18 protein-coding genes, 1 tRNA gene and 1 pseudogene are annotated in these 17,506 nt (G+C 65.9%); 10 read left to right on the forward strand and 10 right to left on the reverse strand.

What is annotated here, in order from left to right; translation table 11 throughout:
- From EPN51_RS08065 to EPN51_RS08080, 4 genes and pseudogenes are all read right to left on the reverse strand, one after another.
- Positions 1–208 (reverse strand): annotated as a pseudogene (locus EPN51_RS08065) (carboxymuconolactone decarboxylase family protein); the annotation flags it as partial.
- Positions 208–1,065, reverse strand: a complete 858-nt coding sequence (locus EPN51_RS08070) for an NAD(P)-dependent oxidoreductase (protein WP_293040179.1) — start codon at positions 1,063–1,065, stop codon at positions 208–210. The gene EPN51_RS08070 and the pseudogene EPN51_RS08065, both read right to left, overlap by 1 nt.
- Positions 1,066–1,115: 50 nt before the next feature.
- A complete protein-coding gene (locus EPN51_RS08075; protein WP_293040121.1) occupies positions 1,116–1,865 on the reverse strand; it encodes an SDR family oxidoreductase in 750 nt (249 codons plus the stop codon).
- Positions 1,866–1,879: 14 nt separating this feature from the next.
- A complete protein-coding gene (locus EPN51_RS08080) occupies positions 1,880–3,349 on the reverse strand; it encodes an aldehyde dehydrogenase (protein ID WP_293040123.1) in 1,470 nt (489 codons plus the stop codon).
- A 210-nt stretch (positions 3,350–3,559) separates the two neighbouring features.
- Here EPN51_RS08080 and EPN51_RS08085 point away from each other — a divergent pair, with 210 nt between their 5' ends.
- The 9 genes from EPN51_RS08085 (at position 3,560) to EPN51_RS08125 (ending at position 10,830) form a co-directional block, all read left to right on the forward strand.
- On the forward strand, positions 3,560–4,198 hold the full coding sequence (locus EPN51_RS08085) for a TetR/AcrR family transcriptional regulator (protein WP_293040125.1): 639 nt from the start codon (positions 3,560–3,562) through the stop codon (positions 4,196–4,198).
- 3 nt (positions 4,199–4,201) lie between these two features.
- Positions 4,202–5,419 (forward strand): cytochrome P450, encoded by a 1,218-nt coding sequence (locus EPN51_RS08090; protein WP_293040127.1) that lies wholly within the window; start codon positions 4,202–4,204, stop codon positions 5,417–5,419.
- Positions 5,420–6,244, forward strand: coding sequence for an SDR family oxidoreductase (locus EPN51_RS08095; protein WP_293040129.1), 825 nt, complete (start codon positions 5,420–5,422; stop codon positions 6,242–6,244). It begins immediately after the preceding gene.
- 79 nt (positions 6,245–6,323) lie between these two features.
- Complete coding sequence (locus tag EPN51_RS08100) at positions 6,324–7,676, forward strand: cytochrome P450 (protein ID WP_293040131.1); 1,353 nt, start codon at positions 6,324–6,326, stop codon at positions 7,674–7,676.
- Between the two features lie 13 nt (positions 7,677–7,689).
- Positions 7,690–7,905, forward strand: a complete 216-nt coding sequence (locus EPN51_RS08105) for a ferredoxin (RefSeq protein ID WP_293040133.1) — start codon at positions 7,690–7,692, stop codon at positions 7,903–7,905.
- Positions 7,906–7,908: 3 nt separating this feature from the next.
- On the forward strand, positions 7,909–8,463 hold the full coding sequence (locus EPN51_RS08110; RefSeq protein ID WP_293040135.1) for a nuclear transport factor 2 family protein: 555 nt from the start codon (positions 7,909–7,911) through the stop codon (positions 8,461–8,463).
- Positions 8,464–8,617: 154 nt separating this feature from the next.
- Entirely contained in the window at positions 8,618–9,745 is a 1,128-nt protein-coding gene (locus tag EPN51_RS08115) for an NDMA-dependent alcohol dehydrogenase (RefSeq protein ID WP_293040137.1), read from the forward strand.
- A 245-nt stretch (positions 9,746–9,990) separates the two neighbouring features.
- Positions 9,991–10,419 carry a ketosteroid isomerase family protein gene (locus EPN51_RS08120; protein ID WP_293040139.1) on the forward strand — a complete coding sequence of 143 codons (429 nt, stop codon included), beginning with the start codon at positions 9,991–9,993 and terminating at the stop codon, positions 10,417–10,419.
- Positions 10,420–10,425: 6 nt separating this feature from the next.
- On the forward strand, positions 10,426–10,830 hold the full coding sequence (locus tag EPN51_RS08125; protein WP_293040141.1) for an HIT family protein: 405 nt from the start codon (positions 10,426–10,428) through the stop codon (positions 10,828–10,830).
- On the opposite strand, the gene EPN51_RS08130 is transcribed toward EPN51_RS08125, so the two are convergent.
- Entirely contained in the window at positions 10,818–12,260 is a 1,443-nt protein-coding gene (locus EPN51_RS08130; protein WP_293040142.1) for a HAMP domain-containing sensor histidine kinase, read from the reverse strand. The genes EPN51_RS08125 and EPN51_RS08130 overlap by 13 nt on opposite strands.
- A 40-nt stretch (positions 12,261–12,300) precedes the next feature.
- Entirely contained in the window at positions 12,301–13,020 is a 720-nt protein-coding gene (locus EPN51_RS08135; protein ID WP_293040180.1) for a response regulator transcription factor, read from the reverse strand.
- Between the two features lie 157 nt (positions 13,021–13,177).
- Here EPN51_RS08135 and EPN51_RS08140 point away from each other — a divergent pair, with 157 nt between their 5' ends.
- On the forward strand, positions 13,178–13,894 hold the full coding sequence (locus EPN51_RS08140) for a hypothetical protein (protein WP_293040144.1): 717 nt from the start codon (positions 13,178–13,180) through the stop codon (positions 13,892–13,894).
- Between the two features lie 95 nt (positions 13,895–13,989).
- On the opposite strand, the gene EPN51_RS08145 is transcribed toward EPN51_RS08140, so the two are convergent.
- The 4 genes from EPN51_RS08145 to EPN51_RS08160 all read right to left on the reverse strand — a co-directional run bounded on the left by EPN51_RS08145 (position 13,990) and on the right by EPN51_RS08160 (position 17,322).
- Positions 13,990–14,397 (reverse strand): HNH endonuclease signature motif containing protein, encoded by a 408-nt coding sequence (locus EPN51_RS08145; protein ID WP_293040146.1) that lies wholly within the window; start codon positions 14,395–14,397, stop codon positions 13,990–13,992.
- Between the two features lie 32 nt (positions 14,398–14,429).
- Positions 14,430–14,505: transfer RNA gene (locus tag EPN51_RS08150), tRNA-Thr, on the reverse strand.
- A gap of 346 nt (positions 14,506–14,851) precedes the next feature.
- Complete coding sequence (locus tag EPN51_RS08155) at positions 14,852–16,048, reverse strand: hypothetical protein (protein ID WP_293040148.1); 1,197 nt, start codon at positions 16,046–16,048, stop codon at positions 14,852–14,854.
- Positions 16,048–17,322 carry a sulfotransferase gene (locus EPN51_RS08160; RefSeq protein ID WP_293040150.1) on the reverse strand — a complete coding sequence of 425 codons (1,275 nt, stop codon included), beginning with the start codon at positions 17,320–17,322 and terminating at the stop codon, positions 16,048–16,050. Before EPN51_RS08160 ends, EPN51_RS08155 begins: the two co-directional genes overlap by 1 nt.
- Positions 17,323–17,506 lie beyond the last annotated feature (184 nt).

Consider the following 17,506-nt stretch of genomic DNA (forward strand, 5'->3'; position numbering starts at 1 on the left):
TCTCGGCCAGATCGCGATTCCCGATGGCGGTCACCGCCGTCAGCGTCATGATGCGCTTGTCGCGCATCGACAACCCCGGCCGCGTCCAGATGCTGCCGAACAGGTGATCGACGGTCAGGTCGAAATACGCGTCGCCCTCGACGTTGGGCATCTCCCAGCCGTAGACCTCGTTCATTTTTTCGAGGCCCTTGCGGCGCAACTCGTCCATTACGCCTCTTTCTCTGTGTGTGGAACCCCGAGGCCCGCGGCCAACCGCTCGTAGGCCAACTGGGCAAACGGCAGATCGACCGACACCGCCTCGCCCAAGGCTAGCGCCAGGCTCAGGTCCTTCTCCCCGAGCCCGCGGGCGTGCACGAAGGACTGATACAGGAAGCTTTCCGGCTCAATGTCTTTCATGTCGTCACGCACCATGATCGCGCCCGGCCCGCTGGTGAGCGCGTCGGTGTGGCGCACCACCCGGCCCAGCGCCTGCAGGTCTAGCCCCGCCGCCTCGGCGAGTTTCATGGCCTCACACGCCGCGGCGTACGAGGTGAACGTCAACATGTTGCGGGCCAGCTTCATTCGGGTGCCCGCACCCGGCTCGCCGGCGTGGATCACCATCGCCGCCCAGTGTTTGAATGCCGGCTTGATCTTTTCGTAGACCTCGCGCTCGGCGCCGACCATGGTGGCGAGCTCACCCTTTGCCGCGGCGCTCGCCCCACCACTGACGGGTGCATCGACGACATGGATGCCTTGTGGTTTGAGTTGGGCGGCAAGCTCGACCGCGGTGGTATCGCTGATGGTCGAGTGGATCGCGATGACCGTCCCGGGCTTGGCGTGCGCCGCCAGCTCGCCGACCACCTCACGCACCTGGGCGTCGTTGAGCACGGTGATGTGGATGATGTCGGCGGCGACTGCGATGTCGGCGACACTGTCGGCCAGGCCGGCGCCCTTCTCGACCAGCGGGGTCATCGCCTCGGTCCGGATGTCGTAAACGGTTATCCCGCCGGGCCATTCGGTCATCTTCGTGGCCATCGGCGCGCCCATGTTGCCCAGGCCGATATATCCCAGCTTCAGCTCTGTCATTTTGCGCCGCTCCGCCTCATCGCTGCGCTCCGCATCGTCGTCGGCGCGCGTCATGACCGTATTATCTGTCCGCCGTCGACATTGAAGATCTGCCCGGTGATCCACGCGGCCTCGTCCGACAGCAGGAAAAGGCACATGCCGACCAGGTCCCCGGGAGTTCCCATGCGCGACAACGGCAGACCCTTGACGATGTCAGCCACCATCTCCTGCGGGGTGGTGGTCCGGTTGGCCTCGGTGTCGATAGGGCCGGGCGCGATCGCGTTGATCCGGATGTTCTGGCCGCCGAGTTCGCGCGAAAGCTGTTGGGTCAGGCCGTTGATGCCGACCTTGGCCAGGCCGTAGTAGTTCGCGTAGAGCCATGCCGCGGTGGAGGATTGGTTGACGATCGCCCCGCCACCGCGCTTAGCCATCTTCTTGTACACGGCACGCGTGCACCACAACGCCCCGTCGAGGTTCACGCTCATGAACTTCTTGTAGTACTCGGGGTCGATGGTGAGCAGGAAGTCCAGCTTCATGCCCCCGAAGATCGCGGCGTTGTTGACCAGGTAGTCGATGCCGCCGAACTCGGCCAGCGTGCGGTCGGCCATCTCCTTGGCCGACACCGGATCGGACACGTCGACCGGAATGCTGACGGCGGTTCCGCCGTCGGCGACGATCTGCTTGGCGACCGCCTCGGCGGCCTCCGCGTTGATGTCGGCGACCACGACCGCCGCACCCTCACGGGCCAGCGCCTCGGCATAGGCCTGCCCGATGCCGCCCCCGGATCCGGTGACGATGCCGACTTTGTTCTCGAATCGCATGCTCTCAGGCTCCTCTAGTTCACTGCTGTCGCAATAGTTTTGGTTTCCAGGTACTCCTCGAAACCGGCCAGGCCCATCTCGCGACCGTTTCCGGACTGCTTGTAACCGCCGAATGGCGCGTCGGCCGAGTACCACACGCCGCCGTTGACATTGATCGTGCCCGCGCGGACCCGTGCGGCAGCCCTGGCGGCCCTGTCCGGATCAGCCCCGAATACGGTGCCCGACAGGCCGTATGGCGAGTCGTTGGCAATGCGCACGGCGTCGTCGTCGCCGTCGTGCGGAATCACCGTCAGGACCGGACCGAAGATCTCCTCGCGCGCGCAGCGCGCTTCGTTGCCCAGCCCCGCGATCACCGTGGGCTCGATGAAGAAGCCGACTTCACGGCCGGCCGGCCGGCCGCCACCGCAGGCGAACGTGCCGCCCTCAGCGATCGCCGAGTCGAGGTAGCCCTGTATCCGGTCCCGCTGGCGCGCCGAAATCACTGGCCCGCAGATGGTTCGGGGATCTGTGGGGTCGCCGGCCTTGATACCGCCCATCGTTGCGGCCGCGATGGAGACGGCTTCGTCATACTTCGCCCGCGGCACCACCAGCCGGGTGGTGATCGCGCAGCCTTGGCCCGCGTGCATGCACACCGAGAATGCCGCCACACTCACCGCACCGCCCAGGTCGGCGTCGTCGAGGACGATGAACGCCGACTTGCCGCCCAGCTCGAGGAAGACCTTCTTGATGGTCGCCGCGCCGTCGGCCATCACGCTGCGGCCGGTGGCCGTCGAGCCGGTGAACGAAACCATGTCCACCCGAGGGTCTTTCGACAGCAACGCGCCTACGCCGTGGTCATCCGAGGTGACGATGTTGATGACACCGGGCGGAAAGTCGGTGTGCTCGGCGATCAGTTCCCCCAGCACGGCGGCGCACCAGGGGGTGTCCGGGGCGGGCTTGAGGACGACGGTGTTGCCGGCGGCCAGCGCGGGCCCGATCTTGGCGAGGTTGATCTGGTGGGGAAAGTTCCACGGGGTGATGGCGCCGACGACGCCGACGGCCTCACGGGCGATGGTGCGCCTGGTGGGGATACCTATCGGCGACGCCTCGCCGAGATCCTGGTTGTATTCGTAGGTTTCGGCGGTATCCGCGGCGAACGCCAGGTCGTTGACCGGTACTTCGAGCTGAGCGATGCTGGTGAGCATTCGGGGTGCGCCGACTTCGGCGATGGTCAGATCGCGCAGCTCTTCGAGGTGCTGCTGCATCGCCTCGCGCAGTTGCCGCACGCAACGCACCCGCAATTCGGTGTTGCGCGACCAGTCCGTCGCGTCGAACGCGCGCCGCGCGGCGTCGATCGCGCGGTCCATGTCGGCAGCGTCGGCGTTGGCGGCGACGCCCAGCACCTCTTCGGTCGCCGGATTGATCGTGGGGAAGGTGCCGGCACTTCCGGCCGACATCGTGCCGTCGATGAAGAGTTCGCTAACGCCGTCGGCCACCAAGGCCATGTCCCGCTCCCGTCTGTGCGCGGCCAACCCGGCACACCAATCTAGTGGACAGTTGTCCGATATCGTCCGATCGAACCATAGCCGCCTGGTCATCAGCGGTGCAAGGGCCGATCCCGGTGGGCGCCCAAAGGGGCCACAAAATCGCAGATTAAGCGATATGTTTCCGGATCGGACTTGCTTCGCGCCGACCCCATCCATTAGCTTGGACATGTGTCCAGCGATGCACTGGCGATCACCAGCGACGCCGACCGCCCGACCGGTCAGCCGCGGCGCAACCGGCGCCAAGAGGAGACGTTCCGCAAGGTACTCGCCGCCGGCATCCAAACGCTGCGCGAAAAGTCCTACGCCGACCTGACCGTGCGCGCGGTGGCGGCCCGCGCCAAGGTCGCGCCGGCGACCGCCTACACCTACTTCTCGTCGAAGAATCATCTGATCGCCGAGGTTTACCTGGACCTGGTGCGGCAGGTCCCCTACTTCACCGACGTCAACGACCCGATGCCCAGCAGGGTGGAACGGGTGTTGCGTCATCTGGCCCTGGTGGTTGCCGACGAGCCCGAAGTCAGCGCCGCCTGCACGACGGCCTTGCTCAGCGGCGGGGCCGACCCCGCGGTGCGTGCCGCTCGCGACCGGATCGGCGTCGAGATCCACCGCCGGATCACGTCCGCGATGGGCCCCGACGCCGACCCCACCACCGTTTCGGCATTGGAGATGTCGTTTTTCGGCGCGCTGGTCCAGGGCGGCAGCGGCGAATTCAGCTACCGCGAGATCGCCGACCGGCTGGCCTACGTGGTGCGGCTGATCCTGACCGGCACCCGAGACACCAGCCAAGAGACAGAGGCAGGAACTTAAGCGATGACCGTCCATGTTGGCGACCACAAGCTGGTCCTCGATCCCTACGACTACGACTTCCACGAGGATCCGTACCCGTACTACAAGCGCCTACGCGACGACGCCCCGCTCTACCGCAATGAGGAACTGAAGTTCTGGGCGCTGTCACGGCATCAGGATGTGCTGCAGGGCTTCCGCAACAGCACCACGCTGTCCAACAAGTACGGTGTCTCGCTGGATCCGGCGTCGCGCGGTCCGCACGCCAGCAAGACGATGAGCTTTCTCGCGATGGACGATCCCGCCCACCTGCGGCTGCGCACCCTGGTCTCGAAAGGCTTCACCCCGCGCCGGATTCGCGAACTCGAACCCCGGGTCACCGAGATCGCGACGCAGCATCTCGACGCCCTGCTGGACAAGGCGAAGAACGGGACGGCCGACTATGTCGAGGAATTCGCCGGCAAGCTGCCCATGGACGTCATCTCCGAGCTGATGGGCGTCCCCGAGCCGGATCGAGATCAGGTCCGGGCCTGGGCCGACGGGGTCATGCACCGCGAGGAGGGAATCACCGACGTGCCGCCGGAGGCCGTGGAGGCCTCGCTCAACCTCATCGTCTACTACCAGGGGATGGTCGCCGAGCGGCGCAAGAAGCTGACCGAGGATCTGACGTCGGCGCTGCTGCAAGCCGAGATCGACGGCGACCGGCTCACCGACGACGAGGTGCTCGGCTTCATGTTCCTCATGGTGATCGCGGGAAACGAGACCACCACCAAACTGCTTGCCAATGCCGCCTTTTGGGCTTACAAGAACCCGGATCAACTGACCCCGGTCTATGACGATCTGTCTCGGGTGCCGCTGTGGGTCGAGGAGACCTTGCGCTACGACACCTCCAGCCAGATCCTGGCCCGCACCGTGTCCGGCGAGCTCACCCTCTACGACACCACCATTCCCGACGGCGACGTCCTACTGTTGTTGCCCGGTTCGGGACAACGTGACGAGCGGGTCTTCGACAACCCCGACGATTATGTGATCGGGCGCGAAATCGGGCCCAAATTATTGAGTTTCGGTAGCGGCGCACACTTCTGCCTGGGTGCGCATCTGGCGCGGATGGAAGCCCGGGTTGCGCTCACCGAGTTGTTCAAGCGAATCCGCGGCTACGAAGTGGACGAGGCCAACGCCGTCCGCGTCCACTCCAGCAATGTCCGCGGATTCGCCCACCTACCCATGAGCGTGGAGGTCCGCTGAATGCCCCGCTTTGACCCGTTGCCCGAACGCCGCCCCGCCATCGTGGCCGGCGCCTCCTCCGGCATCGGAGAGGCCACCGCCATCGAACTCGCGGCCCACGGCTTCCCCGTCGCCCTGGGTGCCCGCCGCGTCGAGAAGCTCGACGACATCGTCGGTAAGATCAACGCCGAAGGCGGCGAAGCGGTCGGATTCCACCTGGACGTCACCGACCCGAACTCGGTGAAATCCTTTGTGACACAGTCGGTCGACGCGCTCGGGGATATCGAGGTGCTGGTGGCCGGCGCGGGCGACACCTACTTCGGCAAGCTCGCCGAGATCACCACCGACGAGTTCGAATCCCAGCTGCAGATCCACCTCGTCGGCGCCAACCGGCTGGCCGCCGCGGTGCTGCCCGGCATGCTCGACCGGCGGCGTGGGGACCTGATCTTCGTCGGATCCGATGTGGCCCTGCGCCAGCGGCCGCACATGGGTGCCTACGGCGCGGCCAAGGCCGCACTCGTCGCGATGGTCAACAATTTCCAGATGGAGCTCGAGGGCACCGGCGTGCGGGCCTCGATCGTGCACCCCGGCCCGACGAAAACGTCGATGGGCTGGAGCCTGCCGGCCGAAAAGATCGGCCCCGCACTGGAAGACTGGGCCAAGTGGGGCCAGGCCCGCCACGACTACTTCTTGCGGGCGTCCGATCTCGCCCGGGCGATCACATTCGTCGCGGAGACACCGCGGGGCGGCTTCGTTGCCAACATGGAGCTTCAGCCCGAGGCGCCGTTGGCCGTGACGAAAGAACGCCAGCAACTCAAGTTGGATGAAGAGGCACTGGATTCATGACTTCGCGAAACGACGATGCGGCGCGAGGTACGAGCGCCGATGTGGGGGCACCTCCCGCTCGGCGGGGGAGAGTGAGCAAATGACTACAGCTATCGTGCCGCGGGTTTCCGGTGGCGAAGAAGAGCACGGCCATCTCGAGGAATTCCGCACCGACCCAATCGGCTTGATGCAGCGGGTGCGCGACGAGTGCGGTGACGTCGGATGGTTTCAACTGGCGGGCAAGCACGTCATCCTGCTGTCCGGTGCGGGGGCCAACGAGTTCTTCTTCCGCGCCGCCGACGAGGACCTGGATCAGGCCGAGGCCTACCCGTTCATGACGCCGATCTTCGGCAAGGGCGTGGTGTTCGACGCCAGCCCGGAGCGGCGCAAGGAGATGCTGCACAATTCGGCGTTGCGCGGCGAGCAGATGAAGGGCCACGCCGCCACCATCGAGGGCGAAGTCAAGAAGATGATCGCGAACTGGGGCGACGAGGGCGAGATCGAGCTGCTCGACTTCTTCGCCGAGCTGACCATCTACACCTCGACGGCCTGCCTGATCGGGTTGAAGTTCCGCGAGCAGCTCGATCACCGGTTCGCGGAGTACTACCACGAACTGGAACGCGGCACCGACCCGCTGTGTTATGTCGACCCGTATCTACCGATCGACAGTTTCCGGCGCCGGGACGAGGCCCGCGTCAAACTCGTTGCGGTGGTGCAGGAGATCATGGATCATCGGCTGGCGAATCCGCCGAAGGACAAGGCCGACCGCGACATGCTCGACGTGCTGGTGTCGATCCGCGACGAGGACGGCACTCCGCGATTCTCCGCCGACGAGGTCACCGGGATGTTCATCTCGTTGATGTTCGCCGGGCACCACACCAGTTCCGGGACCTCGGCATGGACGATGATCGAGCTGATCCGCCACCCCGAGGTGTACGCCGAGGTGCTGGCCGAGCTCGAGGAGCTCTACGCCGACGGCCAGGAGGTGAGTTTCCATGCGCTGCGCTCGATTCCGAAGCTCGACAACGTGGTCAAGGAGACCCTGCGGCTGCACCCGCCGCTGATCATCCTGATGCGGGTCGCCAAGGACGAGTTCGAAGTCGAGGGCTTCCCGATTCACAACGGCGACTACGTCGCCGCATCCCCCGCGATCTCGAACCGCATTCCCGAGGACTTCCCCGACCCCGACGCCTTCAAGCCCGATCGCTACAACAAGCCCGAGCAGGCCGACATCGTCAACCGGTGGACCTGGATTCCGTTCGGCGCGGGACGCCACCGCTGTGTCGGCGCCGCGTTCGCCCAGATGCAGATCAAGGCGATCTTCTCGGTTCTGTTGCGCGAGTACGAATTTGAGATGGCACAACCGCCGGACAGCTATCACAACGATCACTCGAAGATGGTCGTGCAGCTTGCCCGGCCGGCGAAGGTCCGCTACCGCAAGCGCAATGCGTAAGGAGTAAGTCCCAATGGGCTCAAATGGATTCAGAATCGAAGCGGATCTGGATTTGTGTCAGGGCCACGCCATGTGCGAACTGGAGGCGCCCGACTATTTCCGGGTGCCCAAGCGCGGCAAGGTCGAGATCATCGACCCCGAACCGCCCGAAGACGCCCGCGATGAAGTCGAGCGCGCAGTCGAAATGTGCCCAACGCAAGCACTGTTCATCAAAGAGAAAGAAGACTGACCCATGACATCACAGGCGTCACACTCCCGCGACGAACTCGAGGCATGGGTCGACCGCTGGCTGCAGGCCAACAAGGACTGCGAAAAGGCCGGTGACTGGAAGCCGCTGGCGGACTTTTACGCCAACGACGCCACCTACGGCTGGAACATCGGCCCCAAGGAAGACGTGATGTGCGTCGGCGTCGACGAGATCCGCGATATCGCCCTCGGTCTGGAGATGGAGGGCCTGGAGAACTGGGTGTACGAGTACCAGAAGGTGCTCATCGACGAGAAGCAGGGCGAGATCGTCGGATTCTGGAAGCAGATCGTCAACAAGACCGACGGCACCCAGGGCGAGATCTACGGCATCGGCGGCAGCTGGTTTCGCCTCAACGGCGAGCGCCTCATCGAGTGGCAGCGCGACTTCTTCGACTTCGGTCACGTCGCGAAGATGTTCGCGAACCTGATCGAATCCGGCGATCTCAGCCCCGGCATGCAGAAGCGAATCGAGCGCAGCCTGGCCGGCGAGGAGCTGCCGGGCTACTACCCGCTCGGCGAGGCACCGGTCCCGATTTGGTGAGCCCGGATACAACGGAGCCAACCAAGCATTTGATTTGTTGCGCGCGCTATGCTGACGCGACAAGGGTGCCTGTGGCACCCGTCACCTAGCTGGCCGGCATGAAAAGGCCGGTCAGCGCTGATCAATTCAAAGGCGAAATGGGGTCAGGACCATCGTGAAGACAAAAGGCGCACTGATCTGGGAGTTCAACCAGCCCTGGTCCATCGAGGAAATCGAGATCGGCGACCCGCAAGCGCATGAGGTCAAGATCCAGATGGAAGCGGCGGGCATGTGCCACTCCGACCATCACCTGGTCACCGGGGGTATCCCGATGGCCGGTTTCCCGGTGCTCGGCGGTCACGAAGGCGCGGGCATCGTCACCGAGGTCGGCCCCGGCGTGGAAGACATCGCCCCGGGTGATCACGTGGTGCTGTCGTTCATCCCCTCCTGTGGGCAGTGTCCGACCTGTCAGTCCGGCATGCGCAACCTGTGTGATTTGGGCGCGGGGCTACTGGGCGGCGCGGCGGTCAGCGATGGCACGTTCCGCATCCAGGCCCGCGGCCAGAATGTCTTCCCGATGACGCTGCTGGGTACGTTCTCGCCCTACATGGTCGTGCACCGCGCCTCCGTGGTGAAGATCGACCCGTCCGTTCCGTTCGAGGTCGCCGCGCTGGTCGGCTGCGGCGTCACCACCGGCTACGGTTCCTCGGTCCGCACCGCCGATATCCGCCCGGGCCAGGACGTCGCCATCGTCGGCGTCGGTGGGGTCGGCATGGCAGCACTGCAGGGCGCGGCCAACGCCGGCGCCCGCTACATCTTCGCGATCGACCCGGTGGAGTGGAAGCGCGACCAGGCGCTCAAGTTCGGCGCCACCCACGTCTACCCCGACATCTTCGCCGCGATGGCGGGCATCGCCGAGGTCACCTACGGCCTGATGGCCCACAAGGTCGTGGTCACCGTGGGCGAGCTGCAGGGCGCCGACATCGACAACTACCTGAACATCACCCAAAAGGGTGGCACGTGCGTGCTGACCGCCATCGGTAGCCTGCTGGACACCAACGTCACCCTGAATCTGGCGATGCTGACCCTGATGCAGAAGAACCTGCAGGGCACCATCTTCGGTGGCGGCAATCCGCAGTACGACATCCCTCAGCTGCTGTCGATGTACAAGGCCGGCAAGCTGAACCTGGACGACATGATCACCCGCCAGTACAAGCTGGAGCAGATCAACGACGGCTACCAGGACATGCTGGACGGCAAGAACATTCGCGGCGTCATCCGGTTCACCGACGCCGACCGGTAAACAATCGTCATCAGCCGCGTCTATTTCAGTGACCGGCTTCGGCCACCTCATGGCGCCGGGACGAACCGGCGCCATGACGGTGCGCCACCCCGTGGCGATGTCTCCGGTGAACGGGCTGCCGCCGAACCGCACGACTACATGCTGCTGGACTCCTTCCTTGCGCCACAACGCAATCGGCGCACCGATGATCATCGGGTGACGCGTCCCGAGGTGCCGCGTGCGCAACCTAGTGACAGGAGAAGAAATTGACCCAAACCGAGAAATCCCAGGCATCCCCGGCCCTGGCTGCGTCGCAATCCTCGTGGCGGTGCGTGCAGGCGCACGACCGCGAGGGCTGGCTGGCGCTGATGTCCGATGACGTCGTCATCGAGGACCCGATCGGCAAGTCCGTCACCAACCCGGACGGCGCCGGTGTCCGCGGCAAGGAGGCCGTCGGCGCCTTCTTCGACACCAACATCGCGGCCAATCAGCTCTCCATCACCTGTGAGGAGACCTTCCCGTCGAGTTCGCCCGACGAGATCGCCCACATTTTGGTGCTCAACAGCAAGTTCGAGGGCGGCCTCACCAGCTCGGTGCGTGGGGTGTTCACCTATAAGGTCAACGACGCCGGGCTGATCACCAACATGCGTGGCTACTGGAACCTCGAGATGATGCAGTTCGGCAAGGAGGAATGAGCGCCCATGGCGTCGATCTTCACCAAGATCATCAACCGTGAACTTCCCGGCCGCTTCGTCTACGAGGACGACGATGTCGTCGCGTTCCTGACGATCGAGCCGATGACGCAGGGGCACACCCTCGTCGTGCCGCGCACCGAGATCGACAATTGGCAGGACGTCGATGGCGCGGCCTTCGCCCGGGTCATGACCGTGAGTCAACTGATCGGCAAGGCCGTGTGCAAGGCCTTCAGGACCGAACGGTCCGGCCTGATCATCGCCGGATTAGAGGTGCCGCATCTGCACGTGCACGTCTTCCCCACCCGCAGCCTCAGCGACTTCGGCTTCGCCAACGTGGACCGCAATCCGTCACCGGAGTCGCTGGACGAGGCCCAGGCCAAGATCAAGGCCGCCCTGGCTCAATTGGCGTGAACCGCGCGCTGCGCGTGGACGTCGCTGATGCGCGGCAACGTCACCCGGAAGCAGCAGCCCTCGCCGGGCGCGGTGGTCACGCTGACGACGCCGCCGTGCGCCCGCACCAACGACTCGACGATGGATAGACCCAGACCGGTACCGCCGCTGGCCCGCGCCCGCGACGAGTCGGTGCGATAGAACCGTTCGAACACCCGCGACGCGTCCTGTTGGCTCATGCCGGGGCCCTTGTCCGCCACTTCAAGTACCGCGTCGTCGCCGTCGGTGCCGACCCGCACCGTGACGTCGGCGCTTTCCGGGGTGTGCTGCAACGCGTTGGCGATCAGGTTGCTCAACACCTGCCGGATCCGCGGTTCATCACCGAGCACCTCCGGCGTGCCGGGGCCGTCGAGGACCTTCATGGTGATGGTTCGCCGTGGATCGATCGCCTGCGCGTCGTGCACGGCATCGCTGGCCAGTGCCAGCAAGTCCACCCGGTTGTGCTCGAGAGGTCGTTGCACATCGAGGCGGGCCAGCAACAGCAGGTCGTCGACGAGCAGGCCCATCCGGGAGGCCTCGCTTTCGATCCGCGACAACAGCATCGCGACGTCGCGGGCGGCGCCCTGGCGATACAGTTCCGCGAAACCGCGGATGGTGGTCAGCGGGGTGCGCAGCTCGTGGCTGGCGTCGGTGATGAACCGCCGCATCCGGTCCTCGGAGCCGCGGGCCTTTTCCGCTGAGGACTCCGAGGAGGCCAGCGCCTGCTGAATCTGTGCGAGCATCCCGTTGAGCGCGAGCGACAGCCGGCCCACCTCGGTGCGTGGATCGCGTTCTGGGACACGGCGATCCAGCTGACCGGAGGCGATCGCCGCGGCCGTTCGCTCGACCTCGACCAGCGGCCGCAGGCTGCGCTGCACCACCGCGAAGCTGGCGATCCCGACGACGACCAGCACCGCCACTCCGATTCCGAACTGCAGCCAGACCAGCGAGCTGACGGTGTGCCGCAGATCGGACAGGTCGATTGCCACGGTGGTCAGCCCGTGCGGGCCGCGCACCGAGACGGCTCGCCACTGGATGTCCGAGCCGTTCACCGAGGGCAGCGTCGTCGGGTTCGGGCCCACGTCGTTGTTGGCGGGTAGCGCGGGTTCGGCATTGCGGTCGTTGATGGCCGTGAACGGGGTCCCGTCGGTGCTGACGGCGCGCACATAGAACTTCGACGGTGGCCGGGCGGGGTCGGGGCCCTCGTAGGGCGGCGGTGACTCCCGCCGCGGGGCCTGCGCCCAGCCGCGGGACGCGTCGAGCAGCGTCTGGTCGATACGGCTGATCAGGCTGTGCCGCAGGATCGAAGTGACCGCGACGCCGGAAACGGCGAGGCCGCAGGCCACCAGAACCAGGGTGGCGGCGACCAGCCATACCCGGAGTGGCAATTCGCGTCGAGGCTGTGTGCCCATCTGCCCAATTCTTCGCTACCGCTGTTGGCCGAGCGCGTGCTCAGCGCGGTTCCCGCAACACATAACCCACGCCGCGCAGCGTGTGCAGCAGGCGTTTCTCCCCGGTGTCGATCTTGCGACGCAGATACGACACGTAGGACTCGACGACATTGACGTCACCTCCGAAGTCGTATCGCCACACGTGGTCGAGGATCTTCGGCTTACTCAACACCGTGCCCGCGTTGATCACAAAGTAACGCAGCAGCGTGAATTCGGTCGGCGACAGCGACACCGGTTGACCGGCCTTCCACACTTCGTGCGTTTCTTCGTCGAGTTCGATATCGGCGAAAGTCAGTCGGGCGCTGTGTGGTTCGGCGCCACCCTTGCCGGCGCGGCGCAGGATGACCCGCAACCGCGCGACGACCTCTTCGAGGCTGAACGGCTTCGTCACATAGTCGTCGCCACCCAGCGTCAGACCGGCGATCTTGTCCTGCAGGGAATCCCGCGCCGTCAAGAACAACGCGGGCGCATCGATGCCGTCGGCGCGCAACCGTCGCAGCACCCCGAACCCGTCCATGCCCGGCATCATCACGTCGAGGATTACCGCGTCGGGACGGGCTTCGCGCGCCCGGTCCAAAGCCTGGGCGCCGTTGGTCGCGGTGCAGACCTCGAACCCCTGGAACTTCAAACTCACCGAGAGCAGCTCGACGATGTTGACCTCGTCGTCGACCACGAGGATGCGAGCCTCCGGTTTGGTATCACTGGGAGTCGGCGATGTCATCAGGTGCTGCTGTCCCTTGCTTGAAGTCATCTATGGAAAGATAGTGTTTTTCCTGAAAGCTCAGTGTCAACCGTCTGTTAGTAGTCTGCCAGGTGTCAACGTATTGCCTGGGTACAGATCGGCCTTTCCCCGGACGCGTCGCGAATAGACTCGAAGAATGAACCTCGCCAAAAGCATCGTCTCGGCGGCGACCGCTCCCGCGCGGGTGGGGCTGGCCGCGGCCGACGCGGGTCTGGGCGTGGCTAGTGCGGCCGTGGGTGTGGCGAAGCGCGCCTTGGGTGACGGCGGGACTGCCGGCACGAACGCGATGACGTCGATGCTGGGGATCGACGACGCGATCGTGCGTGCCAACCGGCTGGCCAGGCTGCTCGACGACGACGCCCCACTGGGCCGTGCGGTGGCGCCGGACGGTCCGATCGACCGCCTGCTGCGCCCCGGCGGGGTGGTCGACATGCTGACGTCGGAGGGCGGTCTGCTGGACCGCCTAACCGCCGAAGGCGGCGCCTTGCATCGCACCCTGCAGCCCGGCGGCCTGGCCGATCAGCTGGTTGCCGAAGAGGGTTTGATCGAGCGCCTGCTGGCCGAGGACGGGCTGGCCGACCGGCTGCTCAGCGAAGGCGGCCTGATCGACAAGCTGACGGCGAAGCACGGACCGCTGGACCAGCTCGCCGACGTCGCCGACACCCTGGCCCGGCTCACGCCGGGAATGGAGGCGCTCGAGCCCGCCATAGCCACCCTGCAGGACGCCGTCATCGCGCTCACCATGGTGGTCAACCCGCTGAGCAACATCGCCGACCGGATCCCGCTGCCGGGGCGGCGGCGACCGTCGTCGCGGGCGGTGCGCCCAGCGCGCGTGATCGACAGCGACCAGTGACCGATTAGGCTTGGGTCCGGTTTTACCCCGCCTCCATAGCTCAGTGGTAGAGCCGGGTAGAGCGCCACTAGATGGATGCTCAGGCGGCCTGAGCGTCAATAGGACTGGCCGTCGGCGTACCGCTGTCGCCGGTAGTAGCGACCGCTGCCGCGATTCCTTGCCTTGTACGTCGGCAGCTGGCTGTCACAGTTGGGGCAAATGAGCCGCAGATTCTCCCGACGATCGTTGCTTGCGTCTCCAGTGATGTGGTCGACGATCAGCGCCAGGGTCACGCCGTTCCACTTGTCCTCGATGCCACAGATCGCACAACAACCGCCCTGCTGCTCATAGAGGTAGTCGCGGACGTAGTGGCCCTGGTAGGACGTGCGCCCACAGACTCCGGTGTCGAGCCAGGCCTTCAAGAGCAAGCGTCGGCGGTGTGACTGTTGGCATACGTTGGTGCAGAACACCTTTCGCCGACGGCCTTCGAAATCGACGCCGCACCCGAGACAGGTCGTTAACACAAGACGACGCTATCCCTGAGTACCGACAGGAATGGAGCCGCGTGAGAGACTCGAACTCTCGACATCCGCTTTACAAGAGCGACGCTCTACCAGCTGAGCTAACGCGGCCGGGCCTGGCTCGACAAGGCACGACGATTCTACGACAGGGTGATGCCGTCCAAGCTACGCGTCGACTCGAGCCGGCGGTCGCGTCGTCATGTAGGGCGGAAGCTCGCGAACGGAGTGCCTTGGTAAGCGAGCGGTCGTCAGTTCAATCCTGACAGGGGGCTCTCGTTCTCAGGGCTCTCGTTCTCAGTGCCTGTCGAGGCTGGTAGCGGCGATTTCGGCGTCGAACAATCGTGCGGTTGCGACGTTCTAAGCTCGGCGCGAGAGCCTGAAGGGGTGGGCGGCGCCGTGCTGCTCGGGCCCGGCGATGGCGGCGAGCCCGTGGTGCGCATGCGCACCGCCGGCGGCTTCAGTCCCGGTAGGCGTTTAGGTACCTCACGCGACGGCCGCTCAGCGCCGCGGCTCGTTCCGCCGGGGTGACCCGCGGGGTGTCGGCGGGGAGGCGGTCGACGAGGTCGCTGAACCGCACCTTCTCCATGACCGGATCCTGGGTCTCGCCGCGCGCCCGGTAGTTGCGCATGATGACGACCCCGTCGCGCAGCCCCCGGGTGTCCAGCCAGTTCGCGATGCCCGGGTCCTGGGCGCTGACCACGGCCCGGAATGTGCCGGTGTCGTCGATGGCGGCGTCGGCCATGCCGAGGTCGGTCTGGTAGTTGAAGAAGTCCAGCGGGTTGGACCACACGTCCTGGAGCTGGAAGGACCAGTAGGCGGTGTCGGACATCTGCCATTGGACCAGCAGGGCCTCGTCCAGGTCGAGCTCGAAGGAGCCGAGGCCGTAGGTCGTGGAGGGGCTGCCGAGCACGTTGTCGGCCAGTTCCTTGCCGGCGATGTGCGCCATCCGGTTCATGCCCCCGGCGGCCTTCGCGTACATGTCGTACAGCCCTACGCACCAGTTCGCCACGATGTAGCGCACCAGGTCGGCGGCCCGGAACAGCCGCTCGGCCATGGCATCGGGGTCGGCGAAGGAGGTCGGCTCCTCCCCGCCGATCCGCTCGATCCGCAGCTCACCGGGGTCGTCGGCGATCGAGGAGAGGATCCGCCGCACGATCACGAAGTTGAGCCGTGAGTCGGGGTCGAGTTCGATCCACGGACCGTCCTGGGGTTCGGCGCTGATCGGGACCTCGAACCGGCCGTCCGGGCCGGCCAGATCGAGCAGGTCGGTGTTGCTCAGCTCCCGGTGGTCCGGGTGCCCCATGATGGTGTTCTGGACCTGGAACAGGGCCAGCTTCAGCTCGCCGACCCGGCCGGTGAGCCGATAGGTCTGCCGACCGTCGAGCAGCGTCGCGCCATAGCGGAAGTCCTGGCAGTTCCCGCCGAGGGAGAAGAAGTGCGAGTGCCAGCTCTGCTGCCCGTTCAACCGGGGGTGGTCCAGCCGTGGGGCCACGGCCAAGTTGTAGGCCATCGCCCGCGCCTCGACCAGGCTCTGGTAGGCCAGCGCCCGGTTCGCCTCGCTGTCACGGAACCGATCGGTGGCCGCGATCAGGTCACGGCTCTCCCGGCACGCGGCGTCGAACTCGTCCAGTGCATCCTGCAGCCGCTCGCCCATCAGATCTCCTCGGGAACGTCGAAGTACTTCTGGTACGCCTGGAACACCGCGCGCTCCAGCCGGATCTCATCGGCACTGCCCCGGTCGTAGGCGTGGCTGGGCCGCCCGCTGCGCGGGTTGTCGTCCAGGTAGTGCTGCATGGCCGCGCGCCCCTCCTCGGTAAGCTCCAGACCGAACTGCTCGTAGACCCGGGTCACCACCGCCATCGGGTCAGCCACGAAGTCGCGGTACTGGACGTTGCAAAGCCGGTCCGCGGGCACCGTGCCGTCCTCCAGCCAGCCGATCGGTTGGCTCATCATCCCGGCGGCCAGATCGGCGTTGGTGAACTGCGCGAGCGAGTCCCCGACGAACGGCTCGTCGCTGCGCATCCAGTGCAGGGTGCCGATCAGGCTGACCACCGAGGACAGGGCACGGACCGGATCGCGGTGGGTCCAGATGAGCCCGCCGTCGGGATATACCTCGAGGTAGCTCGGCAGGTGGGTGAGGGTGTACGGCGACTTCATCACCCAGGTCGTGCGCGGGTTGCGCCACTGCAGCAGCTTGAGCACCCGCTTCTCGTAGCGGTAGGCCTCGGCCGGGTCCTGGCCCATCATGTACGCGGTGTACGAGGGCACCTGGCCGAACAGGTCGAACCAGGCCGGGGAACGGAAGCTCGTGCAGTGCACGTGGATGCTCTCCGTGGGCAGCCGCCCGCCGAACTCGTGCATCGACTCGATCTCCGGGGCCACGCGGTTCCACTGCGTGGTCAGCCCGTCGGCCCGCTCGATCCGCGGATCGGTGTCGTAGGTGGCCGTCTCCGGAGGCGGGCACGGGAACAGCGCCTCCCAGTTGCGCACCGTGCCGTTGTGCGGATCGGCGGACAACAGGTTCTGCAGCACCGACGTGCCGCTGCGACCCTGACCCACGATCACCAGCGGGCGGACGATCTGCTCGTCCTCGATCTCCGGGTGCCTCTTGTAGGTGTCCTCGATCCTCAGCCGCGCCTGCAGCGTCAGCAGCAAATCCGACCTGGTCATCAGCCGACCCATGAGGTTCAGCCGCGCCTCGTCGTCCAACGACCGGACCAGCACCGAGAACGGCTCGCGCCAGTCGTCGGCGCCGAAATCGTCCAGGCCGGTGGCCGCGACCGCGGCGTCGATCAACGACCGCTCATCGAGCGGGACCACGTGTCGCAGATCGAAGTGGGCACCCTCGGCGTTCATCCGCGCCAGCCACTCCGGGCGCGGTCGCGGAGTCCACCGGCCGCGCCGCGCGCCACCGTCCAATCGAGCCATCGCCGCTCCCATCCCCTGCCGCTTCGCCGAGTCGCGTGCTTGTACTAAGTACGAAAGGCTAATGTACTTAGTACGAGCGCGTCAAGGTCGACCCGAGGCGCCGACGCCAGGAGGACTTCATCAGCAGCACCACCCCGGCCCCACGACGTCGGGGCGCCCGACCGAGCGGGCAGGTCGAGCTCGA

This window comes from Mycobacterium sp. (genome assembly GCF_004298145.1).
Taxonomy (GTDB): domain Bacteria; phylum Actinomycetota; class Actinomycetes; order Mycobacteriales; family Mycobacteriaceae; genus Mycobacterium.

What these genes read in the sequence shown, in the direction of transcription:
- EPN51_RS08110 (WP_293040135.1), top strand. Translation starts at nt 7,909, where the DNA reads ATGACATCACAGGCGTCACACTCCCGCGACGAACTCGAGGCATGGGTC.
- EPN51_RS08125 (WP_293040141.1), top strand. Translation starts at nt 10,426, where the DNA reads ATGGCGTCGATCTTCACCAAGATCATCAACCGTGAACTTCCCGGCCGC.
- EPN51_RS08135 (WP_293040180.1), bottom strand. Translation starts at nt 13,020, where the DNA reads ATGACATCGCCGACTCCCAGTGATACCAAACCGGAGGCTCGCATCCTC.
- EPN51_RS08155 (WP_293040148.1), bottom strand. Translation starts at nt 16,048, where the DNA reads ATGGGCGAGCGGCTGCAGGATGCACTGGACGAGTTCGACGCCGCGTGC.
- EPN51_RS08160 (WP_293040150.1), bottom strand. Translation starts at nt 17,322, where the DNA reads ATGGCTCGATTGGACGGTGGCGCGCGGCGCGGCCGGTGGACTCCGCGA.
- EPN51_RS08130 (WP_293040142.1), bottom strand. Translation starts at nt 12,260, where the DNA reads ATGGGCACACAGCCTCGACGCGAATTGCCACTCCGGGTATGGCTGGTC.
- EPN51_RS08100 (WP_293040131.1), top strand. Translation starts at nt 6,324, where the DNA reads ATGACTACAGCTATCGTGCCGCGGGTTTCCGGTGGCGAAGAAGAGCAC.
- EPN51_RS08140 (WP_293040144.1), top strand. Translation starts at nt 13,178, where the DNA reads ATGAACCTCGCCAAAAGCATCGTCTCGGCGGCGACCGCTCCCGCGCGG.
- EPN51_RS08080 (WP_293040123.1), bottom strand. Translation starts at nt 3,349, where the DNA reads ATGGCCTTGGTGGCCGACGGCGTTAGCGAACTCTTCATCGACGGCACG.
- EPN51_RS08070 (WP_293040179.1), bottom strand. Translation starts at nt 1,065, where the DNA reads ATGACAGAGCTGAAGCTGGGATATATCGGCCTGGGCAACATGGGCGCG.
- EPN51_RS08075 (WP_293040121.1), bottom strand. Translation starts at nt 1,865, where the DNA reads ATGCGATTCGAGAACAAAGTCGGCATCGTCACCGGATCCGGGGGCGGC.
- EPN51_RS08090 (WP_293040127.1), top strand. Translation starts at nt 4,202, where the DNA reads ATGACCGTCCATGTTGGCGACCACAAGCTGGTCCTCGATCCCTACGAC.
- EPN51_RS08105 (WP_293040133.1), top strand. Translation starts at nt 7,690, where the DNA reads ATGGGCTCAAATGGATTCAGAATCGAAGCGGATCTGGATTTGTGTCAG.
- EPN51_RS08095 (WP_293040129.1), top strand. Translation starts at nt 5,420, where the DNA reads ATGCCCCGCTTTGACCCGTTGCCCGAACGCCGCCCCGCCATCGTGGCC.